The organism is Streptomyces sp. NBC_00576 (genome assembly GCF_036345175.1).
Classification (GTDB): domain Bacteria; phylum Actinomycetota; class Actinomycetes; order Streptomycetales; family Streptomycetaceae; genus Streptomyces.
The window spans coordinates 5,360,973-5,384,618 of sequence record NZ_CP107780.1 but is presented as its reverse complement, the minus strand read 5'-3'; the positions used below and the strand labels follow the sequence as shown (position 1 = coordinate 5,384,618).

Below are 23,646 nucleotides of genomic sequence, written 5' to 3'. Positions count from 1 at the left end.
CGTTCGCTCAGAGCGAACGCTCGTCGTCCTCCCGCACCGGCTGGCTGCCCCACTCCACCTGCGGCCCGTCGAAGTGCGCGGCGTGCCGCGGCGGATGGGCCGCAGGGCCGAGTACGAAGACGTCCTGTGCACCGTCGAGCACGCCCCCGGACGGGTCGTCTCCGCCGGCCCGGCGCACCACGTCCCGCTCCGGCATGAGGATGTCCCGGACGACCACGGCGCACAGGTACAGCGTGCCCACCAGATGGGCGGCGATGGCGAACTGATATCCCTCGGTGGGCAGGCCCTTGTGGGCGTCACCGCTGGTCGTGTAGGCGAGGTACATCCAGATCCCCAGGAAGTACGCGACTTCGCACGCCTGCCAGATCAGGAAGTCCCGCCATTTCGGGCGGGCCAGGACGGCGAGGGGAACCAGCCATAGGACGTACTGGGGTGAGTAGACCTTGTTGGTGATGATGAACGCCGCGACGATCAGAAAGGCGAGCTGGGCGAAGCGCGGCCGGCGCGGGGCGGTCAGTGTGAGTGCCGCGATGCCCGCGGCCGAGACCAGCATCAGCAGCATCGCAAAGGTGTTGACGGTCTTTGTGGTGAACGGATCGTCCGAGTGCTGGGCGAGGACCAGCCAGAAGGAGCCGAAGTCGACGCCCCGTTCCTGGCTGAACGTGTAGAACTTCGACCAGCCGTCGAAGGCGAAGTACATCACCGGAAGGTTCACCGCGAACCAGGCGACGACTGCTCCTCCGAGCGCCTTCCCGAACGGCCGCCACTTGCCCGCGCGCCAGCACAGCAGGAGCAGGGGTCCCAGCAGCAGGAAGGGATAGAGCTTGGCGGCCGTGGCGAGCCCCAGCAGGACGCCGAAGGCGAGTGATCGGCCACGAGACCACATCAGCATCGCCGCGGCCGTCAGAGCGACCGCCAGCAGGTCCCAGTTGATGGTGGCGGTAAGCACGAAGGCGGGCGCCAGAGCGACCAGGAGACCGTCCCATGGGCGCCGCGCATGCGTGCGCGACACGCATACGACGATGATCGCCGCGCACACCATCAGCATTCCGGCGTTGACGAACCAGTACCACTGCTCCTGGTGCTGGATGGTGCCGCTGCCGGGCGTGAGCCAGGCGGCCACCTCCATGAACACGCCGGTCAGCACCGGGTACTCGAGGTACTCCATGTCGCCGGAGATCTTGTCGAAGTACGGCACGAGTCCGTCGGCGAATCCGCGGCCCTGATAGAGGTGCGGAATGTCGGAGTAGCAGGCGTGCGTGTACTGCGAGCTGGCTCCGAAGAACCAGCCGCCGTTGTAGCAGGGCGCCTTCTGGACCAGGCCGAGGGCGAACATGCCGATCGCCACGAGCGCGACCACCCGTACCGGAGTCCACCAGGACGTCCCCAGCAGGGCACGCCGTCCGATAGGGCCGCCGATCAGCTCACTGCCGGCCACGGCGATCTCGTCGTCCTTGGTCGGCCGTACCGGCTCCGGCTCGCGCACGCTCGCTTGCGTCGTCTCTGCACTGGGCATGGGCCACATCCTGCCGTACGCACTTAGGAACACGCCGAGGGCCGCCGTACCTGGTCGGTACGACGGCCCCATGTTTCACGTGAAACAGTGTGAAACGGATCGGTGTTTCACGTGAAACACCCGTGCCGGGCGCTGCTCCGGCCAGCCGCACGATCAGCCGAAGATGCCTCCGCTGTCGTTGCCACCGCCGTTGCCGTTCGCGTTGCCGTTGCTTTCTCCGTCGCTCTCTGTGGGTGTTGGACTGGATGTCACTCCACCATCGGTAGTGCCTTCGTCCGCGCCGCCCGTCTCGGTTCCCCCGGTGTCTTGGCAGTTGACTTGGAAGGGGCCGCAGGACTCACTCGGTGAGGGCGATGGCGATGGCTCGATCTCAACCTCGCTGCGCGTCGGCGTCGGAGTCGGCGTCGGCGTCGCTTCCTCGCTCTCGGTGACAGACGGGGTCGGACTCGGCAGCGGGTCCTCGTCGACAACCTCGCCGTAGGGCTCGGGAGTCGGGAAGTCCTTCGGCTGCGTGCCCTTGAGCGCCTGCTCCATGTAGTCGTGCCAGATCTCCGCCGGGAACGAAGCGCCGTGGATCTTCTCCTGGCCGCCCGTGCCGTACATCTCCAGGAACTCGCGGTTCTTCTTGGTCTCGTCGTCGTCCATCCGGAACATGCTGATCGCGGTGGACAGCTGCGGGGTGTAGCCGACGAACCAGGCCGACTTGTTGCCGTCGGTGGTACCGGTCTTTCCGGCCACCTCGCGGCCGGGCAGCTGGGCCGCCGTACCCGTTCCGTCGTCGACCACGGTCTTGAGAACGTCGGTGACGTTGTCGGCGACCTGCGCGGTGAAGACCTGCTTGGCTTTGGCGATCTTCTCGTGCTCGAAGACCACGCCGTCCCTGTTGGTGACCGACTCGACCGAGTACGGGGTGTTCTGCTTGCCACTGGCCGCGAAGGTCGCGTAGCCGCCGGCCATACGGATCGCACTCGGGCTGGAAGTACCGATCGAGAACGAGGGGAAGTCAGCGCTCGCGAGGCTGCTGTCGAGGATGCCCGCGTCGGTGGCGGACTCCCTGACCTTGTCCAGGCCGACGTCCATGCCGAGCTGAACGTAGGCGGAGTTGGAGGAGACCCGCATCGCCTCACGCAGATCGATCCGGAAGCTGGGCGCGTTGTACGACTCGTCGCCGTCGTTGCGCTGCAGCCACTCCTTGTCGTCCTTGTCCTTCCAGACCGTGTTGTCGTAGTTCTTGATCTTCAGTTTGTTCTTGCCGCTGTAGATGCTTTCCGGGGAGACCTGGGTCCGCTCGTCCTGTGCCTGCGTCGGCCCCAGATCCGGATCCCGGACACCCCACTTCATCGCTGCGGCGAGTACGTACGCCTTGAACGTCGAACCCACCTGGGCGCCCGTCGTGTCGGCGTTGTTGGTGAAGTGCTTGGTCGCGTCCTCACCGCCGTAGATGGCCTTGATCGCGCCCGTCGCCGGTTCGACGGAGGCTCCGCCGAACTGGACGTACCTGTCGGTCTTCGGGCGCTCGTTGGGCTTGATGTTCGCCTTCTCGACCTTCGTGACCGCCTTCTCCAGCGCCTGGACCTTCTTCTTGTCGAAGGTCGTGTGGATCGAGTAGCCGCCCTGCTGCAGTTGGTCCGCGGTGATCCCGGTCTTGTCGGTGTTGTTGATGAGGTAGCCCTTGGCGAGGTCGACGAGATAGCCGACCTGGCCGCTCAGCGCGGTGTTGGAACGCGGGTTCTGAGTCTTCGGGAAGGTCTTGTACTGGGCGCGCTCGGCCGCGGTCATGCGCCCGTCCTTGACCTCCTCGTCGAGGATCCACCTCCACCGCTCCACGGCCCGCCTGGTGTTGGCCTCAGGCTTGGCGTTCACGGGGTCGACAGCCACGTTGCCGGCCGGGTCGTAGTACGTGGCGCCCTTCAGCACCGCGGCCAGGAAGGCGCACTCGCTGGCGTCCAGGTCCTTGGCGTCCTTGTTGAAGTACGCGCGGGAGGCTGCCTGCATACCGTAGGAGTCACGGCCGAAGTAGGCCGTGTTCAGGTAGCCGGCCATGATCTCCCTCTTGTCGACATTGGTGCCGACCTTGATGGAGATGAACAGCTCCTTGAACTTCCGCGTGAGCGTCTGCGACTGGTCGTCCAGGCGGGCGTTCTTCACGTACTGCTGGGTGATCGTCGAACCACCCTGCGTCTGACCGCCCTTGGCCATGTTGAACAGGGCCCGGGCGATGCCCATCGGGTCGACACCACTGTCGGTCTCGAACGTCTTGTTCTCGGCCGACATCACGGCGTACCGCATCGCCGGGGGAATCTGCTCGTAGCCGATGATCTGGCGGTTCGTCTCCCCACCGGTCGCGACCATCGGGCTGCCGTCGGCCCAGTAGTAGACGTTGTTCTGAGCATTGGCGGCCTTCGCGACATCCGGCACGCCCACCAGGGCGTAGCCGATGCCGGCCACCGCCACCAGGCTGCCGACGAAGCCGATGAACAGTCCCGTCACCTGCCGCCACGACGGCATCCAGCGTGCCGCTCCGTACTTGCCCGCGCGCGGGTAGTCGATGAAGCGCTTCTTGGGCGGGGGGCCGGCTGCACGGCCTCTGCCGCGCCCGTTCGGGCCGCTGGGACCGCCGCGGCGTGCGCCGCCCTCGGTCTCTCTGCGACGTCCGCCAGTACTTCTCTGGGCAGCGCGCCGGGCGTCGGCGCGACCTCCGGACTGGCGCTCTTCACCTTCCGCTCCGTAGGGACCCAACCCGTAGGAACCCGATCCGTAGGAGTCGGAAGGAGACTCGGTTGCGCCTCGCGGTGCCGCGCGGCGACCGGAGGACGAGCCGGACTGGCCGCGTCGGGCCGCGGCACGTCCGCCTCCCTGCGGCTGCGGCGGTTTGCGACGGTGCTCGCTCATCGAACGATTACTCCTTGGGCAGGCGCACCCGTGCGCGCCTGGAAACGGCGGCTGGTTTCCGGTCCCCCCAAGGTACGGATGCGGCCGTGTTCGCATTCATCCGTACCGCATCGAGCACGACGACGTCCCCAAACGTCACTCGGTTCCCGGTGGACTGCATGGCCCACAGACTACGCACCGTCAAAACCTGTCTAGCCCCGAAGTTCACCCCAAATCAGGCAACTTGCCTCCTGCGAATCGGTGATGTGATCCCGTTCACGACCTCCCCTCTTGTCGCAGCTGCAGGGCCGTTCTATCGTCTAGATGTATCGAGTCGATACATCAGCCCGGCATAAACAGTGCCGGAGACCGTCACGGTCGGACCGTGGGAGAAAGGAGGCGACGATGAGCCGGCGTTCCGGGATCCTCGAGTTCGCCGTCCTCGGCCTGCTCCGCGAGTCTCCGATGCACGGCTATGAGCTGCGCAAACGACTCAATACGTCACTGGGTGTGTTCCGCGCCTTCAGCTACGGCACGCTGTATCCCTGCCTCAAGACGCTGGTCGCGAGCGGCTGGTTGATCGAGGAGTCCGGGGGTGCGTCGGAGGACGCGCTCGCCGCTCCGCTCACAGGGCGCCGCGCCAAGATCGTCTATCGGTTGACGGCGGAAGGTAAGGAGCACTTCGAGGAACTGCTCTCACAGACGGGCCCGGACGCGTACGAGGACGAGCACTTCGCCGCTCGTTTCGCCTTCTTCGGACAAACGTCCCGCGATGTACGCATGCGCGTGCTCGAGGGTCGCCGCGGCCGGCTGGAGGAGCGTCTGGACAAAATGCGCACTTCTTTGGCACGTACGCGGGAGCGCCTCGACGACTACACCCTTGAGCTCCAGCGCCACGGAATGGAGTCCGTGGAGCGCGAAGTGCGCTGGCTGAACGAGCTCATCGAGAGCGAGCGGGCCGGGCGGGACCTCAAAGGTGCCGTTTCCGGGGAACCCGCCTCGCAGGACACCACATCTGGAGCGCCGGGCGGCCTGCCCCGGTCCCGGGAGGACGACTCCCGGACCGGTCCGTCCGACGACACCGCCACGTGAGGGCCGCTCAGGTCCCCACTCGTACACACAGGGAGCAACCGAATGGGTTCCATTCGCGTAGCCGTCGTCGGCGTGGGCAACTGCGCCGCGTCGCTGGTACAGGGAGTCGAGTACTACAAGGACGCCGATCCGGCGGCCAGGGTCCCGGGCCTCATGCACGTGCAGTTCGGGGAGTACCACGTCCGTGACGTGGAGTTCGTCGCCGCGTTCGACGTCGACGCGAAGAAGGTCGGTCTCGACCTCGCGGACGCCATCGGCGCCTCCGAGAACAACACCATCAAGATCTGCGACGTCCCCTCCACGGGTGTGCAGGTCCAGCGTGGCCACACCCTCGACGGGCTCGGCAAGTATTACCGCGAGACCATTGAGGAGTCCGACCAGGACCCGGTCGACATCGTCCAGATCCTCAAGGACAAGCAGGTCGACGTCCTCGTCTGCTACCTCCCCGTCGGTTCCGAGGCCGCGGCGAAGTTCTACGCCCAGTGCGCCATCGACGCCAAGGTCGCCTTCGTCAACGCCCTCCCGGTCTTCATCGCCGGCACCAAGGAGTGGGCGGACAAGTTCACCGAGGCAGGCGTCCCGATCGTCGGCGACGACATCAAGTCCCAGGTCGGCGCCACGATCACGCACCGCGTCATGGCGAAGCTGTTCGAGGACCGGGGCGTGGTCCTGGACCGCACGATGCAGCTGAACGTCGGCGGCAACATGGACTTCAAGAACATGCTCGAGCGCGAGCGCCTGGAGTCCAAGAAGATCTCCAAGACGCAGGCCGTCACCTCCCAGATCCGCGACCGCGAGCTGGGCGCCGACAACGTCCACATCGGCCCGTCCGACTACGTGGCCTGGCTCGACGACCGCAAGTGGGCGTACGTCCGCCTTGAGGGCCGCGCGTTCGGCGACGTCCCGCTGAACCTGGAGTACAAGCTGGAGGTCTGGGACTCCCCGAACTCCGCCGGTGTCATCATCGACGCCGTGCGCGCCGCGAAGATCGCCAAGGACCGCGGCATCGGAGGTCCGATCCTGTCCGCGTCGAGCTACTTCATGAAGTCCCCGCCGGTCCAGTACTTCGACGACGAGGCACGGGAGAACGTCGAGAAGTTCATCAAGGGCGAAGTCGAGCGCTGAGAGGAGTCCAGCGCCGGTCAAGCCCCAACAGGCTTGTCGCTCCTGCCCGTCGAGGGTCCCCGGGTCATCCGCCCGGGGACTCTCCTCGTATGTGAAGCTGTGCCCCATGGCTGTCGCGCGTGACCTGCGGGTTCTCCTGCGCCTGAGGAACTTCCGGCGCCTGCTCGCCGTACGGCTGCTCTCTCAGGGCGCCGACGGCGTATTTCAGGTCGCACTCGCCGCGTACGTCGTCTTCTCACCGGAGAAGCAGACCTCGCCGACCGCGATCGCTTCCGCGATGGCGGTCCTGTTGCTGCCTTACTCCCTGGTCGGCCCTTTCGCGGGCGTCCTGCTGGACCGCTGGCGACGTCGACAGGTTTTCCTGTACGGCAACCTGCTGCGCGCCCTGCTGGCATGCGTGACGGCCGTCCTGATTCTGAGCCACGTCCCCGACTGGCTCTTCTACGTCTCCGCCCTCTGCGTCACCGCCGTCAACCGCTTCGTCCTGTCCGGGCTCTCAGCGTCCCTGCCACGTGTGGTCGACGACGACCGCCTGGTGATCGCCAACTCGCTCTCCCCGACAGCCGGCACGCTCGCCGCCACAGCGGGCGGCGGACTCGCCTTCGTCGTACGACTGGCGGCCTCCGACTCCGACGCCGCAGTGGTCCTCCTGGGCGCGGCCCTGTACCTATGCGCGTCCCTCGCCTCACTCCGCCTCGACCCGGAACTGCTCGGCCCCGACCCTGAGTTGGTGCAGCCCCGGCTGGGGGCTGCGCTCACCGGCACCGCTCGCGGCCTGGCGGCAGGCGTACGGCACCTGGCCGAGCCGGCGCGCCGGGAAGCTGCCTGGTCGTTGGCCGCGATGACGCTGATGCGGTTCTGCTACGGCGCCCTGACGGTCATGGTGCTGATGCTCTGCCGGTACGCCTGGTCGGACGGCTCCGACGACGGGCTGGCCATGCTGGGCCTCGCTGTGGGCGTCTCCGGGGCGGGTTTCTTCGTCGCGGCCGTGATCACGCCGGCGGCGGCTGGACGGCTCGGTCCCGGCGGCTGGATCGTGGTGTGCGCCGGAGCGGCGGCGGTCCTGGTACCCGGGCTCGGCCTGGCGTTCACCGAGGTGCCCATGCTGATCGCTGCGTTCGTCCTTGGCCTCGTCACACAGGGCTCGAAGATCGCCACAGACACGATCGTCCAGTCCTCCGTCGACGACGGCTTCCGCGGTCGGATCTTCTCGGTGTACGACGTGCTGTTCAACGTCGCCTTCGTCAGCGCGGCAGCGGTGGCGGCCCTGATGCTGCCTTCCGACGGCCGCTCGGTGCCCCTGTTGGTCACAATCGCCGTTATCTACGGGGCAATTGCAGTGGCTATGGCCCGCTTTGAACGCCGGTAAGTGTCACATGAAGGCCACAGAGAGCCGCTGAGGTACAGAGTTGTCAGTGGGTCCCGGTAATTTACGTGCGTCTTACTTCGCACTAAGCGCACCCATACCCAAGGGGGACCCCCGAGTGACCACTCCGCCGCAGGACCAGAACCCGAACGCCCCTGTGCCCGTCGAGCCGACGGCGCCTCAGCAGCCGTACCCGCCGCACCAGGGTGCCCCGTTCCAGGGAGCTCCGGTCCCGCCGCCCGCGCCGACCAACCGCTTCAGCAAGAAGCTGCTGCGCATAGGCGTGTTCATCGTCGTCGCGATAGCCATCGCCGGCGGCAAGTGGTACTTCGGTCAGAGTGACGCCGAGACGACGTCCGTGGGCGCCTGCATGCACAACGACGGTACGGACACGAACGCCGACCTCAACGAAGTCGACTGCACCTCCAGCGACGCCCAGTACAAGGTCGTCGAGAAGTTCGACAACACCAGCGACTCCAACAAGTGCGAGGCCGTCACGGAGTCGACGATCGCCTACATCCAGCAGGGCGGCAACCACGACGTCGTGCTCTGCCTCAAGGAAGCCTGAGCAGGGAGTTGGCGCGCTCGCAAGCGCCATGGATGCCGCGGATGACCTTGTTGTAGGTCTGCTGGGCCTCGGTCAGTTCGCTTCCGGCGGGCTTCTTGTACGGGTGGCGGAAGCCGTCGCCGGCGTTCCCCTAGCCGAGGTCGACCAGGGTCGGTCTGTCCAGTTCGGCGGCGATCCGGTCGAGGGCGTCGACCAGCCCGTGGTGGCGGGCGCAGGTGGTGTCGTGCTCTCGGCCTGGGCGGACTGGTGAGACCCAGATCGGCCAGTTGTCCGGGGTGGCGAGGACCTGCACGTTCCCGCCATGGTGCTTGTGTTTTCCGGACCACCAGAGGTCTGCGCCGTTGGGGCCGGGGGCGGCGACGCGGTCGGTGCGGATGACGGTCCCGTCGAGGTTCAGATGTGTCAGCCCGGCCGCCTTCGCCCGCTCCAGCGCCGTCGCGAGGTCCGGTGCCCCGGCCGCCAGGACGGTCAGCCCCTCGTGGAGACAGCGGTAGGCGGTGGAGGCCGACAGGCCGTTGTCGCAGGCAAGTCGGGAAAGCCGGGTGCCGTCGAGGATTCAGCGCAGGATGGACACCGCCTGCGGAAAGCAGCCCAGCACACGTCTGCCCTTCCGGCCACGATGCGGTGATCGCGCAGAAGCCGGGCCAGGTGCTCGGCGGTGGATCGCTTCACATCGAGCACGGCGGTGTATGTGACACTGATCGACACGTGAGGCCCCTCGGTAGAACAATCCGTCGCAAGATCGTTCTTACCAGGGGCCTTACGCCTGCCCGGACTTGGGGACCGCACGGGCCGCAGCGTCACCTTCGCGATCACAGCGAGCGACGGACGCTTACCGGAAAGACTCAGTACGACCCCCCTGCGGCGTGGCAACACTTGGTCGCGCCGGTCGCGGCCGCACCCCGGTCAGCGCCGGGTGAGTACCGGGAACCAGCGGCCCTCGTCGTGCAGATTCGCCGTCCGGAAGCCGGAAAGCGGAGTGACCTTGCCGTCCAAACCGACCAGGAGCAGCTGGTTGCGGAACTCACCTTCGCCGGGGCTGCAGCGTTCGGGAGCGCACCGCCAGGCGATGAGGTGACGGTTGTCGGCCCACGCGAGCAGCTGCTGGCCGGGGATCACCGCAGCCCGCTTGCCGGTCTTCGCATTCCTTATCTCGGAGACGATCTCGTCGCCCTTCCCAACGAAGGCGCCAGTCACCAGGTTTCCGTCGGGAGACAGGACCGACTCCGGGTAGGGCAGACGCGTCTCCGGATCCGGGGCAGGCATCCTCTTGCCAGTCACGCCATAGTAGATCTTGCCCGTTTCATTGTTGCCGGGTTCCCACACCAGCTTCCCGTCACGGCTCCACTGGAAGTCCTGACGCCCGCCGCCTGGGATCCCCTCCCTATTCTTCTTGGTCGGGCTCTCGGCGAAGTCCGCTTTGCCGGAGGCGACATCGATCACGTAGAAGCCGGTGCGGCTCTGCTTCGGCCCCGGCACGCTCTTGCCGTTCAGACTGTAGGACGCGTCCTTGAACAGACCGTCCGGGTTGAGGCGGTACGCCGTCGCCAGCAGGCGTTTGCCGTCCGGTGAGAACTGCACACTGCCGACGCTCCTGTCGACCTTGATCCAGCGCTGAACCTTGCCCGTGGCCAGGTTCAGCAGCCCGATCCGGTCGACGGGCAGATCCCGCTCAAGCACCGCCGCGGTCTGCATCTCGGGGGCCACGTCCAGCCAGGCCCAGTCGGCCTTCTCGTACCGCTCGGTGGCCGTGTTGAGCAACCACCACTCATAGGTGCCGATCGCGTTCCCGTTCAGCAGCCTCACGAGCTTGATCGTGTAGTACGCCGACACAGCACTTCTCCCCGCAGCGATCAGCTCTCGAGGAGGCGACTGATTCGGGTGCGCCGCCACGCTCGTGACATCGGTCACGCCCGCAGGCCCCTCCTGCGCATCACCGCCGCCGCGCCGGGCGAGCGACACCGCGAGCCCCGCGACTACGATCGCCGCGACGACGGCAGCCAGCGCGAGGCGTCGAGGCTTGCGACGGCGCAACAGCGGTTGTGGCCGTTCGGCAGATTCCGCGGCCGGTCGCGCCACCGAGGAGGACACCTTGAACGCTGTGCGGGCATGCGGGTCGGAAGTCATACTCATAACTCCACGGGGAAGACGATTGGGCCGGGGATCTGGTCGGCAAGTGTGAAAGACAGCGAAGTAGTCCACCGCGTGCACAGCCCCCTGTGCCTACGAACAACGAAGGGGGCTGCTCCCGCAACACCGGAGCAGCCCCACCGCAGTAGTTCTCAACCCACGACCAGATCAAGCAGCAAGACGAGTACACGGGGTGAGAGCTAACGCACCCGCAATTTACTCGCGGAACCAGTCGGAGTAGTACCACTTCGAGAGGTTGCCATCCCACCAGACCTGCATCCGGACCGCGCGGATGCCGACGTCATATCCCTTCTTGGCGCAGCCGTCGTCGGTATTGTCCTTGAGGGTGAACAAGCCCGCGTTGTCGGCATTGAACAGATTGCCGCTCACGCCGTATCCATCGGCTCTGGTGTCACAGACCGAGAACACATCGCCGTCGTCGTGGAAGTGCATGTAACCACGGTCATCCGGAAGGTAGACGGTCTCGTTGGTGATGGCCTGCGCCGAGGAAGACATCCCCACCACCAGGGCGGCGGACGCACCGACGACCAGCGTTGCACGAGCGAGCTTTGACTTGATCACGATTCCCCAGCTATATGAAGCGGTGCACCACTGGTGTTACCTGCGATGCCACAGTGATCCAAACACTAGGGCCCCGTCGCATGCATATCCACATCAAACCGGCCCCGCCGGGCATGACAAGGGCTGCTCAGGAGCGTGGCAGCGCCTCGAGGCGGTCGAGAAGCTCGATAACAGCAGCGACAAGAACAAGTGCAAGACCGTCACGGAATCCACCATCTACTACATCCAGTCGGGTAGTGGCCATGACGTTGTGCTCTGCTTGAAGGAAACCAAGTAAGGCACACCCACGCTGTTATGCCGAGGGGCGGTGTTTCACGTGAAACACCGTCCTCTGTGCGTTCCCGTGCGATGTTTCACGTGAAACATTGCACCGTTTCACGTCTCAGCCCTGCCCTGCCCACCACTCTTTGAGCGCCCCCACCGCCGCCTCCTGCTCCATCGGCCCATTCTCCAGCCGCAGTTCCAGCAGAAACTTGTACGCCTGCCCGATCGCAGGACCAGGTCCGACGCCCAGGATCTCCATGATCTGGTTGCCGTCGAGGTCGGGACGGATCGAGTCCAGCTCCTCCTGTTCCTGGAGCTGGCCGATGCGTTCCTCCAGACCGTCGTACGCCCGCGAAAGCGCCGTGGCCCTGCGCTTGTTCCGCGTGGTGCAGTCCGAGCGGGTCAGTTTGTGGAGACGGTCGAGAAGAGGGCCCGCGTCCCGGACGTAGCGGCGGACGGCCGAGTCAGTCCACTCTCCGGTGCCGTACCCGTGGAAGCGCAGGTGGAGTTCGACCAGTCGTGAGACGTCCTTCACCAGCTCGTTGGAGTACTTGAGCGCCGTCATCCGCTTCTTGGTCATCTTCGCCCCGACCACTTCGTGGTGGTGGAACGAGACCCGCCCGTCCTCCTCGAAGCGGCGCGTGCGCGGCTTGCCGATGTCGTGCAGCAGCGCGGCCAGCCGGAGAACGAGGTCGGGACCGTCCTGCTCCAGCTCGATCGCCTGCTCCAGGACGATCAGCGTGTGCTCGTAGACGTCCTTGTGCCGATGGTGCTCGTCACGCTCCAGACGCAGGGCCGGCAGCTCGGGCAGGACATGGTCGGCGAGGCCGGTGTCCACCAGCAGCGTCAGGCCCTTGCGCGGGTGCGTGGACAGGATCAGCTTGTTCAGCTCGTCCCGTACCCGCTCCGCCGAGACGATCTCGATGCGCCCGGCCATGTCGGTCATGGCGGTGACGACCTCGGGTGCCACCTCGAAGTCGAGCTGGGCGGCGAACCGCGCGGCCCGCATCATCCGCAGCGGGTCGTCCGAGAAGGACTCCTCAGGCGTGCCCGGCGTACGCAGTACCCGCCTCGTCAGGTCCTCACGTCCGCCGTGCGGATCGATGAACACCTTCTCCGGAAGGGCCACGGCCATCGCGTTCACCGTGAAGTCACGCCGGACGAGGTCCTCCTCGATGGAGTCGCCGTACGACACCTCGGGCTTGCGCGAGGTCCGGTCGTACGCCTCCGACCGATAGGTCGTCACCTCGATCTGGAAACCCTCCTTTTGCGCCCCAACCGTCCCAAAGGCGATCCCGACCTCCCAAACGGCGTCTGCCCAGGGCCGGACGATCTTCAGTACGTCGTCGGGTCGGGCGTCGGTCGTGAAGTCCAGATCATTGCCGAGCCTGCCCAGTAGCGCATCCCGGACGGAGCCGCCGACCAGGGCGAGCGAGAACCCGGCCTCCTGGAAACGGCGGGCAAGGTCGTCGGCGACCGGGGCCACCCGCAGCAGCTCACTCACCGCGTGGTGCTGCGCCTGGCTCAGGTCACTGGCATTGTCTTCGTTGGCGTTCGACACAACAGAAAAGGGTACGTGGCCGGGGCCACGGCCCGCGCCTCCATAAAACGTCCACGCACTCCGCCGAGGACTCCTCCATCAATACACGCACATAGAGGACACCCGACCGGTGTTCCACGATCTTGTGGAGCAGTCCGCGGCACTTCCTCTCAGCGCGCATCGTTACCATGCGTGGACGCACATTCCGACGACCACTGACGACTAGGGACGGGCGAACGCGTGGCCGAGGCGGCAGACTTTCCGGGGCTGACTCCCTCTCCCGCGCGCCGGTGGTTCCGGCGAGCCGGGGTGCTGCTCACGGGGGCGCCTCTACTGGCCGGTCTGCTCCAGCTTCCCGCCGGAGAGCCCGCGTACGCCGCCGAGTCGGACCCGGTGGTCGTCTCCGTCGACTCGCTCACCCCCAGCGCCCCCACCGACGGGGACACGCTGACCGTGTCCGGCACGGTGCTGAACAAGGGCAAGCGGGCGGTCACGGCCGCCCATGTGGACCTGCGCGTGGGACAGATGCTGACCACCCGCTCGGGGATCGACGACGTCGCCGCGCGCACCGACTACGTACAGGGCGCCGACGGCACGGAGGTCGGCGGCAAGTACGTCGAGAAGTTCGCGAAGCTCACCCCGGGCGTCGCCCAGCCGTTCACCATCTCCGTACCGGTCGACAAGCTGGATCTCGGCCAGGACGGCGTCTACCAGATCGGCGTCTCGCTGTCCGGCGAGACCTCCGCGGAACCGTACGAGCAGGTGCTCGGGATCCAGCGGACGTTCCTGCCGTGGCAGCCCGAGGAGGCTGACACGAGGACGCGGACGACGTATCTGTGGCCGCTGATCTCCACGGTCCACATGACGGCGGAGACCGGCCCGGGCGAGCAGCAGACGCCCGTTTTCCTCAACGACGACCTCGCCGCGGAAATCTCCCCGGGGGGACGCCTTGAGCAGATGCTCTCCCTGGGCAGGGACCTCGACGTCACCTGGGTGATCGACCCCGACCTGCTGGCCTCCGTCGACGCGATGATCGGCAGCTACGGCATCCAGGGCGAGAAGGGCACCAGCACACCCGGCACGGGTCAGACAGTCGCCAAGCAGTGGCTCGCCGAACTCCAGGACGCGGTCGCGGGCAAGGAGGTAGTCGCCCTCCCCTTCGCCGACCCCGACCTCGCCTCCATCGCGCACAACGGCAAGAACGTCACTGGCACCCTGAGCCATCTCAAGAGCGCCACGGACGTCGCCGCCAGCACCGTGGAGACGATCCTCCACATCACGCCCAGCACCGACTTCGCGTGGCCGGTGAGCGGTACTGTCGACCCGTCGATCGTCAAGATCGCCACCTCGGCGGGTGCCGACAAGGTGATCGTGCGCAGCGACAGTCTGAAGGAGACCGGCGACCTGCCGTACACGCCCTCGGCGGCCCGCCCCATCGGCGGTGGCACCACGGCGGTGGTCGCTGACATGCGGCTGTCCACGGCCTTCCAGGGCGACATGACGAACGCCGACAGTTCCACGCTCGCGGTGCAGAGGTTCCTCGCCCAGAGCCTGACGGCCACCCTCCAGACCGACAAGCAGCGCACCGTCGTCGTCGCCCCGCAGCGCATGCCGTCCGCGAGCCAGGCCCAGACCATGGCGAAAGCGATCACCGACCTCCAGAACTCGAACTGGTCCCAGCCCCAGGAACTCACCGCGACCGCCGACACCAAGCCTGACCCGGGCGCCAACACCAAGGTGCCTTCGGCATACCCGTACCCCGCACTGCGCAGCCAGCAGCTGCCGCCGTCGGCGTTCACAACGATCGCGCGCACGCAGAGCAGTCTCGACAAATTCAAGATCATCCTTACTGACAAGACCCGCGTGGAGACCCCCTTCGGACGGGCCATCAACCGTGAGATGGCCACGTCCTGGCGCGGCGAATCCACTGCGGCCAACAGTTTCCGCGACGGCGTGAGGTCACACCTCGACGAACTGACCGAACAGGTCAAGCTGATCAAGAAGTCCGAGACGAAGCTCTCCGGCGGCAGCGCCAAGATCCCGGTGACCGTCCAGAACAACCTCGTCCAGCCCGTCGACAACCTCGTGCTGCGGGTCACTTCGTCGAACCCGACCCGGCTCAAGATCGGTGACGACGACTACCAGGAGCGGCGGATCGCGGTCTCGGGCGGGCACAGCCAGTCGGTGAAGTTCACCACGTCGTCCAACGCCAACGGCCCGATCAAGGTGACCGCCCAGCTGTATACGAAGGACGGTCAGAAATACGGAGATGCTGTCTCCTTCGATGTGAGGGTCACCGAGTTCACGGCCATGGCGATGCTGGTCATCGGCGGCGGCTTCCTGCTGCTCGTACTCGCCGGCCTGCGCATGTACACGCAGCGCAAGCGCGCCGCCGCCCGGCGCTCCGAGGAGCCCGGCAACGAGGACGAGGGCACGGAACAGGACGCCGGCACCGGCGACGACCACGACGGCCCCACGAGCCGTCCGCAGGGAGAATCGGACCCGGCGTCGCGGGCAGACGCCCCGGAGCAGCCGAGTGACCCGACGCCGGACACCGCTCCGGAAAGCGCGGACCCATCCGGGACGGGTGAGAGAGTGGACCGTTGAGCGATGTCGTGGCCGGTGGGCCCGGTGAACGATGAGGTGGGGTAACCATGAACGCGCCGTACGACAGTGACCGCGGTCAGGGCGCGGACGACTCGGGCTACCCCGAGGGCCCGCCGCCCGAGCACGGCCAGGTGCCGGCGCAGCCCCCCGCGGACACGTACCTCCAGGACGCGTACACCCAGGACCCGTACCGGGCCCAGGATCTCTCCACCCAGGACCCGGTGGCCGAGGCGCTCTACGACCGCGCCGCGCACCCCCCGCCGCCCCCCGGCACGTATCAGCCGCAGCCCCCGCTCTACGGACAGCCCGCCCAGTCGCCGTACGCACCCGACCCGCACGTGTGGGCCCAGACCCCGGCCCCGGAGCCGGACGGAGCCACGCAGTACCTGCCGTACGGCGACAACCCTGGCACCACTCAGTACGTGGGCGTCGACGCCCTGGTCTCCCAGGCCGGGGAACAACGGCATGAGCCGGACGCCTTCGCCCACCTCTTCCGGGACCAGCAACAGGGCGGCGGACAGGGGCCCGTGGAGCCTCCGGCAGTGCCCGGTCCCTCCCCCTCGCCCGCCCCGGGCCACGGCTCCGTCCCGCGGGCCCAGGCCCCGGCATCCGACGCCACGATGCAGCTCACACCCCAAGCGGTACCCGCCCCCGCAACAGCGCCGGCGGCCGCCAAGAAGGGCGGACGCGCTACGGGCCTGCTGAAATCGAGCGCCGTCATGGCGGCGGGCACGATGGTCTCCCGCCTCACCGGCTTCGTCCGCTCCGCGCTGATCGTGTCGGCCCTCGGCCTCGGCATGCTGGGCGACTCGTTCCAGGTCTCCTACCAGCTGCCCACCATGATCTACATCCTGACCGTGGGCGGCGGCCTCAACTCCGTCTTCGTCCCGCAGCTCGTGCGCGCCATGAAGGACGACGACGACGGCGGCGAGGCGTTCGCGAACCGTCTGCTGACCCTCGTCATGGTGGCCCTGGGCGTGCTCACCGCGCTCGCGGTGTTCGCCGCGCCCCTGCTGGTCCGCGCCCTGTCGGTGGAGATCGCCGACGATCCGGCAGCCAACGAGGTAGCCGTCACCTTCACGCGCTACTTCCTGCCCACCATCTTCTTCATGGGTATCCACGTCGTGATGGGGCAGATCCTCAACGCGCGCGGCAAGTTCGGCGCGATGATGTGGACGCCGGTCCTGAACAACATCGTCATCATCGTGACCCTCGGCATGTTCATCTGGGTGTACGGCAGCGCGGCGGACTCCGGCATGGAGGTCACCACCATCCCGCCGGAGGGCCAGCGGCTCCTCGGCATCGGCGTGCTGCTCGGCCTCGTCGTCCAGGCCCTCGCGATGATCCCGTATCTGCGCGAGACCGGCTTCAGGATGCGGCTGCGCTTCGACTGGAAGGGCCACGGCCTCGGCAAGGCCGCGCTGCTCGCCAAGTGGACGATCCTGTTCGTCCTCGCCAACCAGGCGGGCGCCCTCGTCGTCACCCAGCTGGCCACCGCAGCCACCGGCAAGAACCCGAAGGTCCAGGGCACCGGCTTCGCGGCCTACGCCAACGCCCAGCTCGTCTGGGGCCTGCCGCAGGCCATCATCACGGTCTCCCTGATGGCCGCCCTGCTGCCCCGGCTGGCCCGCTCCGCCCACGAGGGAGACGGCGGCGCGGTCCGCGACGACATCTCCCAGGGCCTGCGCACCACCGCCGTCGCGATCGTGCCCATCGCCTTCGGCTTCGTGGCCCTCGGAATCCCGATGTGCACCCTGATCTTCGGGTCTTCGGGCACCACCGGGGCCACCAACATGGGCTTCATGCTGATGGCCTTCGCCCTCGGCCTGATCCCCTACTCCGTGCAGTACGTCGTCCTGCGCGCCTTCTACGCGTACGAGGACACCCGCACGCCCTTCTACAACACGGTGATCGTGGCCGCCGTCAACGCGACGGCCTCCGCCCTCTGCTTTTTCATGCTCCCGGCCCGCTGGGCCGTGGTCGGCATGGCCGCCTCGTACGGCCTCGCGTACGCGATCGGTGTCGGCGTCGCCTGGAACCGCCTGCGCAAGCGGCTGGACGGCGACCTCGATGGCACCCGCGTCCTGCGGACGTACGCCCGGCTGGGCATCGCCTCGGTACCGGCCGCACTGCTCAGCGGCGCGGCCTGCTACGGCATCGGCCACACTCTGGGCCAGGGCGTCGGCGGCTCGTTCGTCTCCCTGCTCGGCGGCGGTGCCGTCCTGCTCGTCGTCTTCTACGTCGCCGCCCGCCGTATGCGCATTGAAGAACTGAACTCGTTGGTGGGTATGGTGCGCGGGCGACTGGGGCGGTGAGTCTGGGGAAAGCGCACAACCATCGTCCGCCACCGCGTGTCGTGCAGAGCGACGGACTGTGGGCACAATTGGGTTTGGCGTCGGAGAGCTCGCACAGGATGGGGAGGCAGGAACGACGGTGGCGGAACGGAGCACGGCTGCCGTCGACGTGGCAGCCAACAGCGGCGACGAGCCGCTGACCGCGCAGGCGGACGAGTCCACGGCCGACGGCGCGGCCCAGAACCGGGAGCGGGACACGGAGAACGACGAGGCACAGGGGAGCGGCGGGACCGAGAGTCCCGGAAAGGCCTCACCGCCCGAACTGCACAGCGGCCACAAACTCGCCAGGCGCTACCGCCTGGAGGAATGCGTCACCCGTCTGGACGGATTCAGCAGCTGGCGCGCGGTCGACGAGAAGCTTCGTCGCGCCGTCGGCGTGCACATCCTGCCTGCGGACCACTCACGGGCGCGTTCCGTGCTTGCCGCGGCCCGCTCCTCGGCCCTTCTCGGCGACCCCCGCTTCGTGCAGGTCCTCGACGCCGTCGAGGAGAACGACCTGGTGTACGTCGTCCACGAGTGGCTGCCCGACGCCACGGAGCTGACCGCGCTCCTGGCCGCCGGCCCGCTGGAGGCGCACGACGCCTACCAGATGGTCAGCCAGATCGCCTCCGCCATGGCGGCCGCACACCGTGAGGGTCTCGCGCATCTGCGCCTGACCCCGGGCACCATCCTGCGGAGTTCGTCCGGCCAGTGGCGCGTACGCGGCCTCGCGGTCAACGCCGCGCTGCGCGGCATCACTTCCGACACCCCACAGCGCACCGACACGGAGGCGATCGGCGCCCTGCTGTACGCCGCCCTCACCCAGCGCTGGCCCTACGAGAACGACGCGTACGGCCTGTCGGGGCTGCCCAAGGGCGTCGGTCTCATCGCGCCCGACCAGGTGCGGGCCGGAGTCCACCGCGGCCTGTCTGAGCTGGCGATGCGCGCGCTGGCCAACGACGGCGCCACCGCCTCACGCCACGAGTCCGCGTGCACGACGCCCGAGGAACTGGTCAAGGCGATCGGCGAGATGCCCCGCATCCGCCCGCCGGAGCCGGTGTTCACGGCCCCGCCCGACTACCAGCGCACCACGTACCAGCAGGGCTCGTACGGCCGTCAGGCACCCCGCCCGGGCGTCACACAGCCCCTGCCCACCCCGCCGCCCCCGCTGCAGAGCCGCACGGGCAAGGCCCTGAAATGGGCCGTGTCGGCGCTACTGATCGCCGCGCTGGGCCTGGGGAGTTGGCAACTGGCGGACGCGCTCATGGATCGGGGCGGCTCCGAGGACACCAAGCAGACCCAGACGCCGGACGACAACGACAAGGGCACAGACAAGGCCAAGCCGGTCACCACACTGAAGATCCAGGGTGCCGAGGAGTACGTCGCGAAGGGCAGCGCCCAGCACCCGGAGGATGTCGAGGAGACGTACGACAACGACAGCTCGACGTACTGGCGGACCTCGAGCTACAAAGACGGCCCCGACATGAACCCGGCCTACAAGCCCGGCGTGGGTATCGTCTACGACTTCGGCTCGGCCCAGGAGGTGTCGGCCGCTTCGATAGGGCTCCTCTTTGGAGGGGACCACACAACCGTCACGCTGTACGCGACGGACTCACCCAGTTCGTCGGTCCCTCTGACCTCAATGACGAAGCTCGGTACGGTGACAACCAAGGGCACCACAGCCAAGGTCACGGTCACTAAACCGGTGAAGAGCCAGTACGTGCTGGTCTGGTTCACCGCCCTGCCGTATGCACCCGGTGACTCCTTTAGCGACCCGGGCTTCAAGCAGGCCATAACGGACCTCAAGTTCACCGGCTGACGATTCACCGAAGGGAAGGGGGCCCATGGCGGAAGGCGCCGCGTTCGACGGAGTGAGCGATCAGGATCTTCTCGCCCGCCATGTCGACGGTGACCCCGACGCCTTCGGTGAGATCGTGCGCCGGCATCGTGACCGGCTCTGGGCGGTGGCCCTGCGGACGCTGGGGGACCGCGAGGAAGCCGCTGACGCCGTCCAGGACGCCCTCGTCTCCGCCTACCGGGCCGCCCACACCTTCCGGGGCCAGTCGGCCGTCACGACCTGGCTGCACCGCATCACGGTGAACGCCTGCCTGGACCGCGCGCGCAAGGCCGCCTCCCGCAAAACCTCACCGGTCGACGACACCGAACGGCTGGAGCAGCTGCTCGAGCCGCACGAGTCGGCGTCGGCCCCGGCCGAGCGCAACGATCTGCACCGCCAGCTCATCGAAGCACTCGGCACCCTCCCGCCGGACCAACGCGCCGCCCTCGTCCTGGTGGACATGCAGGGCTACCCGGTCGCGGAGGCCGCACGTGTCCTCGACGTGCCCACCGGAACGGTGAAGAGTCGCTGCTCCCGAGGCAGAGCCAGACTGCTGCCACTGCTCACCCATCTGCGGCCGGAAAACTCCGGTGACGGCAAGGAATCGAGCGACGGACGGAACCGGGCGGAGGGGACATCCGTCCCACCCGCAGCGGGACGAACGGATGCAGGGCCAAGCGATTCAACTGCTGTGAAGGGCGGAGGTGGGCGAGCGTGACATCCACGACCGACACGGCTGGGCACCCGGACGTCATGGAGATCTCCGACCTCACCGAAGGCCTGCTCACACCGTCCCGGACCGGGGACGTACAACGGCATCTGGACGAGTGCGATCTCTGCGCCGACGTGTACGCCTCCCTGGAAGAGATCCGCGGCCTCCTCGGCTCGATGTCGAGTCCGGTGCGAATGCCCGACGACATCGCCGACCGTATCGACGCCGCCCTCGCCGCCGAGGCTCCGGTGTCGGTGGGGGCAACCGGTGCCGTGTCCGGCGAGACCGAGGGCGCTCATGTTTCACGTGAAACATCGGCTCCCGCCGAGCGACTCACAGACCGTCCCACTGGACACGCTCACGCGGCTACCGGGCCGGGGCGCAAGGACCGCGCACGACGCGGGCGACGCCGGACCATTGTCCTGGGCACAGTCTTCACGGCTGCCGCCCTGGGGCTCGGCTCGCTGCTGGTCTCATCGCTGGGCGATGACACCAAGCAGCCCGAGGCTGCGAGCACGTTCGCCGGGCAGAAGGTCGAGAACCAGGTCGCTGAACTCCTCAAGGGTCAGGGCGGCAAGAAACGCTCCGAGATCGAAGGCATGCAGTCCACGGGCCGCCCCAGCGTCAAAATCGTTCCGACGTCGGTCCCCGCCTGCGTCACCAAGGGCATCGGCCGCAGCGACACGCCCATCCTCGGCGTCAAGCGAGGCTCCTACGACGACACCGACGCCTATCTCGTAGTGCTGCCCGCAGCTGGCGACAGCACCCGCGTCACCGCCTACGTCGTCGACTCGGCCTGTGCCAAGCAGCCCTCGCCTCCTCCTCCGGGCGAGGTTCTGCTGACGCGGTCCTACGCGCGTTCCTGAGCGCCGACGCTTCGTACTGTTCTCTCCGCGGTATCCCGTACCGAGTCGCGCCCCCTGTGTACCCGGACACAGCGGGAATGCGGGCCCCGTAGGATCCGTTGGGTGGGGTGAGAGTTCTGAGAGAGGCTCCCACCGGTCGTACGAAGCCGTCCAGAAACGAGGAAACACGCCGTGAGCGACGTCCGAAACGTGATCATCATCGGCTCCGGGCCCGCCGGCTACACGGCGGCGCTCTATACCGCACGCGCGTCGCTGAAGCCGCTGGTCTTCGAAGGCGCCGTGACCGCTGGTGGCGCGCTCATGAACACCACCGAGGTGGAGAACTTCCCCGGTTTCCAGGACGGCATCATGGGCCCTGAGCTCATGGACAATATGCGCGCCCAGTCCGAGCGCTTCGGTGCCGAGCTCGTCGCGGACGACATCGTCGCCGTCGATCTGACGGGTGACATCAAGACCGTCACGGACACCGCAGGCATCGTGCACAAGGCGAAGGCCGTCATCGTCACCACCGGCTCGCAGCACCGCAAGCTCGGCCTGCCGAACGAGGACGCCCTGTCCGGCCGCGGCGTCTCCTGGTGTGCGACGTGCGACGGCTTCTTCTTCAAGGACCAGGACATCGCCGTGATCGGCGGCGGCGACACCGCGATGGAGGAAGCGACCTTCCTCTCCCGCTTCGCCAAGTCCGTGACGATCGTCCACCGCCGGGACACCCTGCGCGCCTCCAAGGCGATGCAGGAGCGCGCCTTCGCCGACCCGAAGATCCGCTTCGTATGGGACAGCGAGGTCGCCGAGATCCAGGGCGACCCGAAGCTCTCCGGCCTGAAGCTGCGCAACCTCCAGACCGGCGAACTGGCCGACCTGGCTGTGACGGGCCTGTTCATCGCGATCGGCCACGACCCGCGCACCGAGCTCTTCAAGGGTCAGCTGGACCTCGACGAAGAGGGCTACCTGAAGGTCGAGGCGCCCTCGACGCGGACCAACCTGAGCGGTGTCTTCGGGGCTGGCGATGTGGTCGACCACACCTACCGGCAGGCGATCACCGCGTCCGGGACCGGCTGCGCCGCCGCTCTGGACGCCGAGCGCTTCCTCGCCGCACTGGCGGACCACGAGGAGCAGGCCGAGCCCGAGAAGACCTCTGTCTGACCCCCATCCGCCCCACCGCAGCATCGAGTTAAGGAGCCCCCTGTGGCCGGCACCCTGAAGAACGTGACCGACGACTCCTTCGACGAGGACGTCCTCAAGAACGACAAGCCCGTCCTGGTGGACTTCTGGGCCGCCTGGTGCGGACCATGCCGCCAGATCGCGCCGTCGCTCGAGGCGATCGCCGCCGAATACGGCGACAAGATCGAGGTCGTCAAGCTCAACATCGACGAGAACCCGGGTATCGCCGCCAAGTACGGCGTGATGTCCATCCCCACTCTGAACGTCTACCAGGGTGGCGAGGTCGCCAAGACCATCGTCGGCGCCAAGCCGAAGGCCGCGATCGTGCGTGACCTCGAGGACTTCATCGCCTAGTAGTCGACGCAGTAGCGTTTCACGTGAAACATCGAGTGGGCCGGTCCGAAGGGGCCGGCCCACTCGCGTACATCAGCCCCTACAGCGGCCGAAGCACCGGTTCCTTCTGTACTGCTCCCAGCAGCCGGTCGAGCGCCAACTCCACGTCTTCCTTCCAGGACAGAGTCGTCCGCAGCTCCAACCGAAGCCGAGGATGCACGGGATGGGGCCGCACAGTCTTGAAGCCCACGGCCAGCAAATGGTCGGCGGGCAGGACACAGGCCGTCTCCTTCCAACGGGCATCCCCGAAGGCCTCGATCGCCTTGAAGCCCCGGCGCAGAAGGTCCTTGGCGACCGTCTGCACCATCACGCGCCCCAGTCCCTGCCCCTGGTACCCCGGCATGATGAAGGCGGTCATCAGCTGGACGGCGTCCGGCGAGACCGGGCTTGTGGGGAACGCCGTGGACCGGGGAACGTAAGCCGGAGGAGCGTAGAGCACGAACCCCACCGGATTGTCGTCGACGTAGACGACACGGCCGCAGGAACCCCAGTCGAGAAGAACGGCCGAGATCCACGCTTCCTTCTCCAGCGCGGGTGTCCCCGCCTTTACCGCGGCTTCCCCGCTGACGGGATCCAGTTCCCAGAAGACACACGCGCGACAGCGCTTGGGAAGGTCCTGAAGGTTGTCCAGCGTGAGCGGTACGAGCCGACGCCCCATGAAGGCTGTTCCTCGCTTCCTTCGC

At 67.3% G+C, this 23,646-nt stretch carries 18 protein-coding genes and 1 pseudogene; 12 read left to right on the top strand and 7 right to left on the bottom strand.

Annotated elements, in window-relative coordinates; genetic code table 11:
- Nucleotides 1–7 precede the first annotated feature (7 nt).
- Both OG734_RS23095 and OG734_RS23090 read right to left on the bottom strand, forming a co-directional pair.
- The gene (locus OG734_RS23095; protein WP_330289417.1) at nucleotides 8–1,516 is read right to left on the bottom strand and encodes a glycosyltransferase family 87 protein; all 1,509 of its coding nucleotides are present in this window, start codon (nucleotides 1,514–1,516) and stop codon (nucleotides 8–10) included.
- A 153-nt stretch (nucleotides 1,517–1,669) separates the two neighbouring features.
- On the bottom strand, nucleotides 1,670–4,408 hold the full coding sequence (locus tag OG734_RS23090; RefSeq protein WP_330289416.1) for a transglycosylase domain-containing protein: 2,739 nt from the start codon (nucleotides 4,406–4,408) through the stop codon (nucleotides 1,670–1,672).
- Between the two features lie 384 nt (nucleotides 4,409–4,792).
- Between OG734_RS23090 and OG734_RS23085 the strand changes: the two genes are divergently transcribed.
- The 4 genes from OG734_RS23085 (at nucleotide 4,793) to OG734_RS23070 (ending at nucleotide 8,538) form a co-directional block, all read left to right on the top strand.
- Nucleotides 4,793–5,479 carry a PadR family transcriptional regulator gene (locus OG734_RS23085; RefSeq protein ID WP_330289415.1) on the top strand — a complete coding sequence of 229 codons (687 nt, stop codon included), beginning with the start codon at nucleotides 4,793–4,795 and terminating at the stop codon, nucleotides 5,477–5,479.
- Between the two features lie 42 nt (nucleotides 5,480–5,521).
- Nucleotides 5,522–6,604: an inositol-3-phosphate synthase gene (locus OG734_RS23080; RefSeq protein WP_330289414.1), complete on the top strand. Its 1,083-nt coding sequence runs from the start codon at nucleotides 5,522–5,524 to the stop codon at nucleotides 6,602–6,604.
- A gap of 106 nt (nucleotides 6,605–6,710) precedes the next feature.
- Nucleotides 6,711–7,973: an MFS transporter gene (locus tag OG734_RS23075; RefSeq protein WP_330289413.1), complete on the top strand. Its 1,263-nt coding sequence runs from the start codon at nucleotides 6,711–6,713 to the stop codon at nucleotides 7,971–7,973.
- 115 nt (nucleotides 7,974–8,088) lie between these two features.
- Nucleotides 8,089–8,538 (top strand): LppU/SCO3897 family protein, encoded by a 450-nt coding sequence (locus tag OG734_RS23070; protein ID WP_330289412.1) that lies wholly within the window; start codon nucleotides 8,089–8,091, stop codon nucleotides 8,536–8,538.
- Here OG734_RS23070 and OG734_RS23065 read toward each other — a convergent pair.
- From OG734_RS23065 to OG734_RS23055, 3 genes and pseudogenes are all read right to left on the bottom strand, one after another.
- Nucleotides 8,534–9,246 (bottom strand): annotated as a pseudogene (locus OG734_RS23065) (HARBI1 family protein); the annotation flags it as partial. The gene OG734_RS23070 and the pseudogene OG734_RS23065 overlap by 5 nt on opposite strands.
- A 198-nt stretch (nucleotides 9,247–9,444) precedes the next feature.
- Nucleotides 9,445–10,665 (bottom strand): hypothetical protein, encoded by a 1,221-nt coding sequence (locus tag OG734_RS23060; RefSeq protein WP_330289411.1) that lies wholly within the window; start codon nucleotides 10,663–10,665, stop codon nucleotides 9,445–9,447.
- 219 nt (nucleotides 10,666–10,884) lie between these two features.
- Nucleotides 10,885–11,250, bottom strand: a complete 366-nt coding sequence (locus OG734_RS23055; protein WP_330289410.1) for a hypothetical protein — start codon at nucleotides 11,248–11,250, stop codon at nucleotides 10,885–10,887.
- On the opposite strand from OG734_RS23055, the gene OG734_RS47985 reads away from it, so the two are divergent.
- The gene (locus tag OG734_RS47985; protein ID WP_443065097.1) at nucleotides 11,162–11,527 is read left to right on the top strand and encodes an LppU/SCO3897 family protein; all 366 of its coding nucleotides are present in this window, start codon (nucleotides 11,162–11,164) and stop codon (nucleotides 11,525–11,527) included. The genes OG734_RS23055 and OG734_RS47985 overlap by 89 nt on opposite strands.
- Before the next feature lie 105 nt (nucleotides 11,528–11,632).
- Here OG734_RS47985 and OG734_RS23050 read toward each other — a convergent pair whose 3' ends face one another.
- Nucleotides 11,633–13,075, bottom strand: a complete 1,443-nt coding sequence (locus OG734_RS23050) for a CCA tRNA nucleotidyltransferase (RefSeq protein ID WP_330289409.1) — start codon at nucleotides 13,073–13,075, stop codon at nucleotides 11,633–11,635.
- A 219-nt stretch (nucleotides 13,076–13,294) separates the two neighbouring features.
- Here OG734_RS23050 and OG734_RS23045 point away from each other — a divergent pair, with 219 nt between their 5' ends.
- From OG734_RS23045 to trxA, 7 genes are all read left to right on the top strand, one after another.
- The gene (locus OG734_RS23045; protein ID WP_330289408.1) at nucleotides 13,295–15,661 is read left to right on the top strand and encodes a DUF6049 family protein; all 2,367 of its coding nucleotides are present in this window, start codon (nucleotides 13,295–13,297) and stop codon (nucleotides 15,659–15,661) included.
- Nucleotides 15,662–15,708: 47 nt separating this feature from the next.
- A complete protein-coding gene (gene murJ / locus OG734_RS23040) occupies nucleotides 15,709–17,976 on the top strand; it encodes a murein biosynthesis integral membrane protein MurJ (protein ID WP_330289407.1) in 2,268 nt (755 codons plus the stop codon).
- A 118-nt stretch (nucleotides 17,977–18,094) separates the two neighbouring features.
- Entirely contained in the window at nucleotides 18,095–19,813 is a 1,719-nt protein-coding gene (locus tag OG734_RS23035) for a protein kinase family protein (protein WP_330289406.1), read from the top strand.
- Between the two features lie 25 nt (nucleotides 19,814–19,838).
- On the top strand, nucleotides 19,839–20,549 hold the full coding sequence (sigM, locus tag OG734_RS23030) for an RNA polymerase sigma factor SigM (RefSeq protein WP_330289405.1): 711 nt from the start codon (nucleotides 19,839–19,841) through the stop codon (nucleotides 20,547–20,549).
- Nucleotides 20,546–21,409 carry an anti-sigma factor family protein gene (locus OG734_RS23025; protein WP_330289404.1) on the top strand — a complete coding sequence of 288 codons (864 nt, stop codon included), beginning with the start codon at nucleotides 20,546–20,548 and terminating at the stop codon, nucleotides 21,407–21,409. The genes sigM and OG734_RS23025 overlap by 4 nt, the downstream gene beginning before the upstream one ends.
- Before the next feature lie 171 nt (nucleotides 21,410–21,580).
- Complete coding sequence (gene trxB / locus OG734_RS23020) at nucleotides 21,581–22,552, top strand: thioredoxin-disulfide reductase (protein ID WP_330289403.1); 972 nt, start codon at nucleotides 21,581–21,583, stop codon at nucleotides 22,550–22,552.
- A 42-nt stretch (nucleotides 22,553–22,594) separates the two neighbouring features.
- Nucleotides 22,595–22,924: a thioredoxin gene (gene trxA, locus OG734_RS23015; RefSeq protein ID WP_329274014.1), complete on the top strand. Its 330-nt coding sequence runs from the start codon at nucleotides 22,595–22,597 to the stop codon at nucleotides 22,922–22,924.
- Nucleotides 22,925–23,003: 79 nt separating this feature from the next.
- On the opposite strand, the gene OG734_RS23010 is transcribed toward trxA, so the two are convergent.
- Entirely contained in the window at nucleotides 23,004–23,621 is a 618-nt protein-coding gene (locus tag OG734_RS23010; RefSeq protein ID WP_330289402.1) for a GNAT family N-acetyltransferase, read from the bottom strand.
- Nucleotides 23,622–23,646 lie beyond the last annotated feature (25 nt).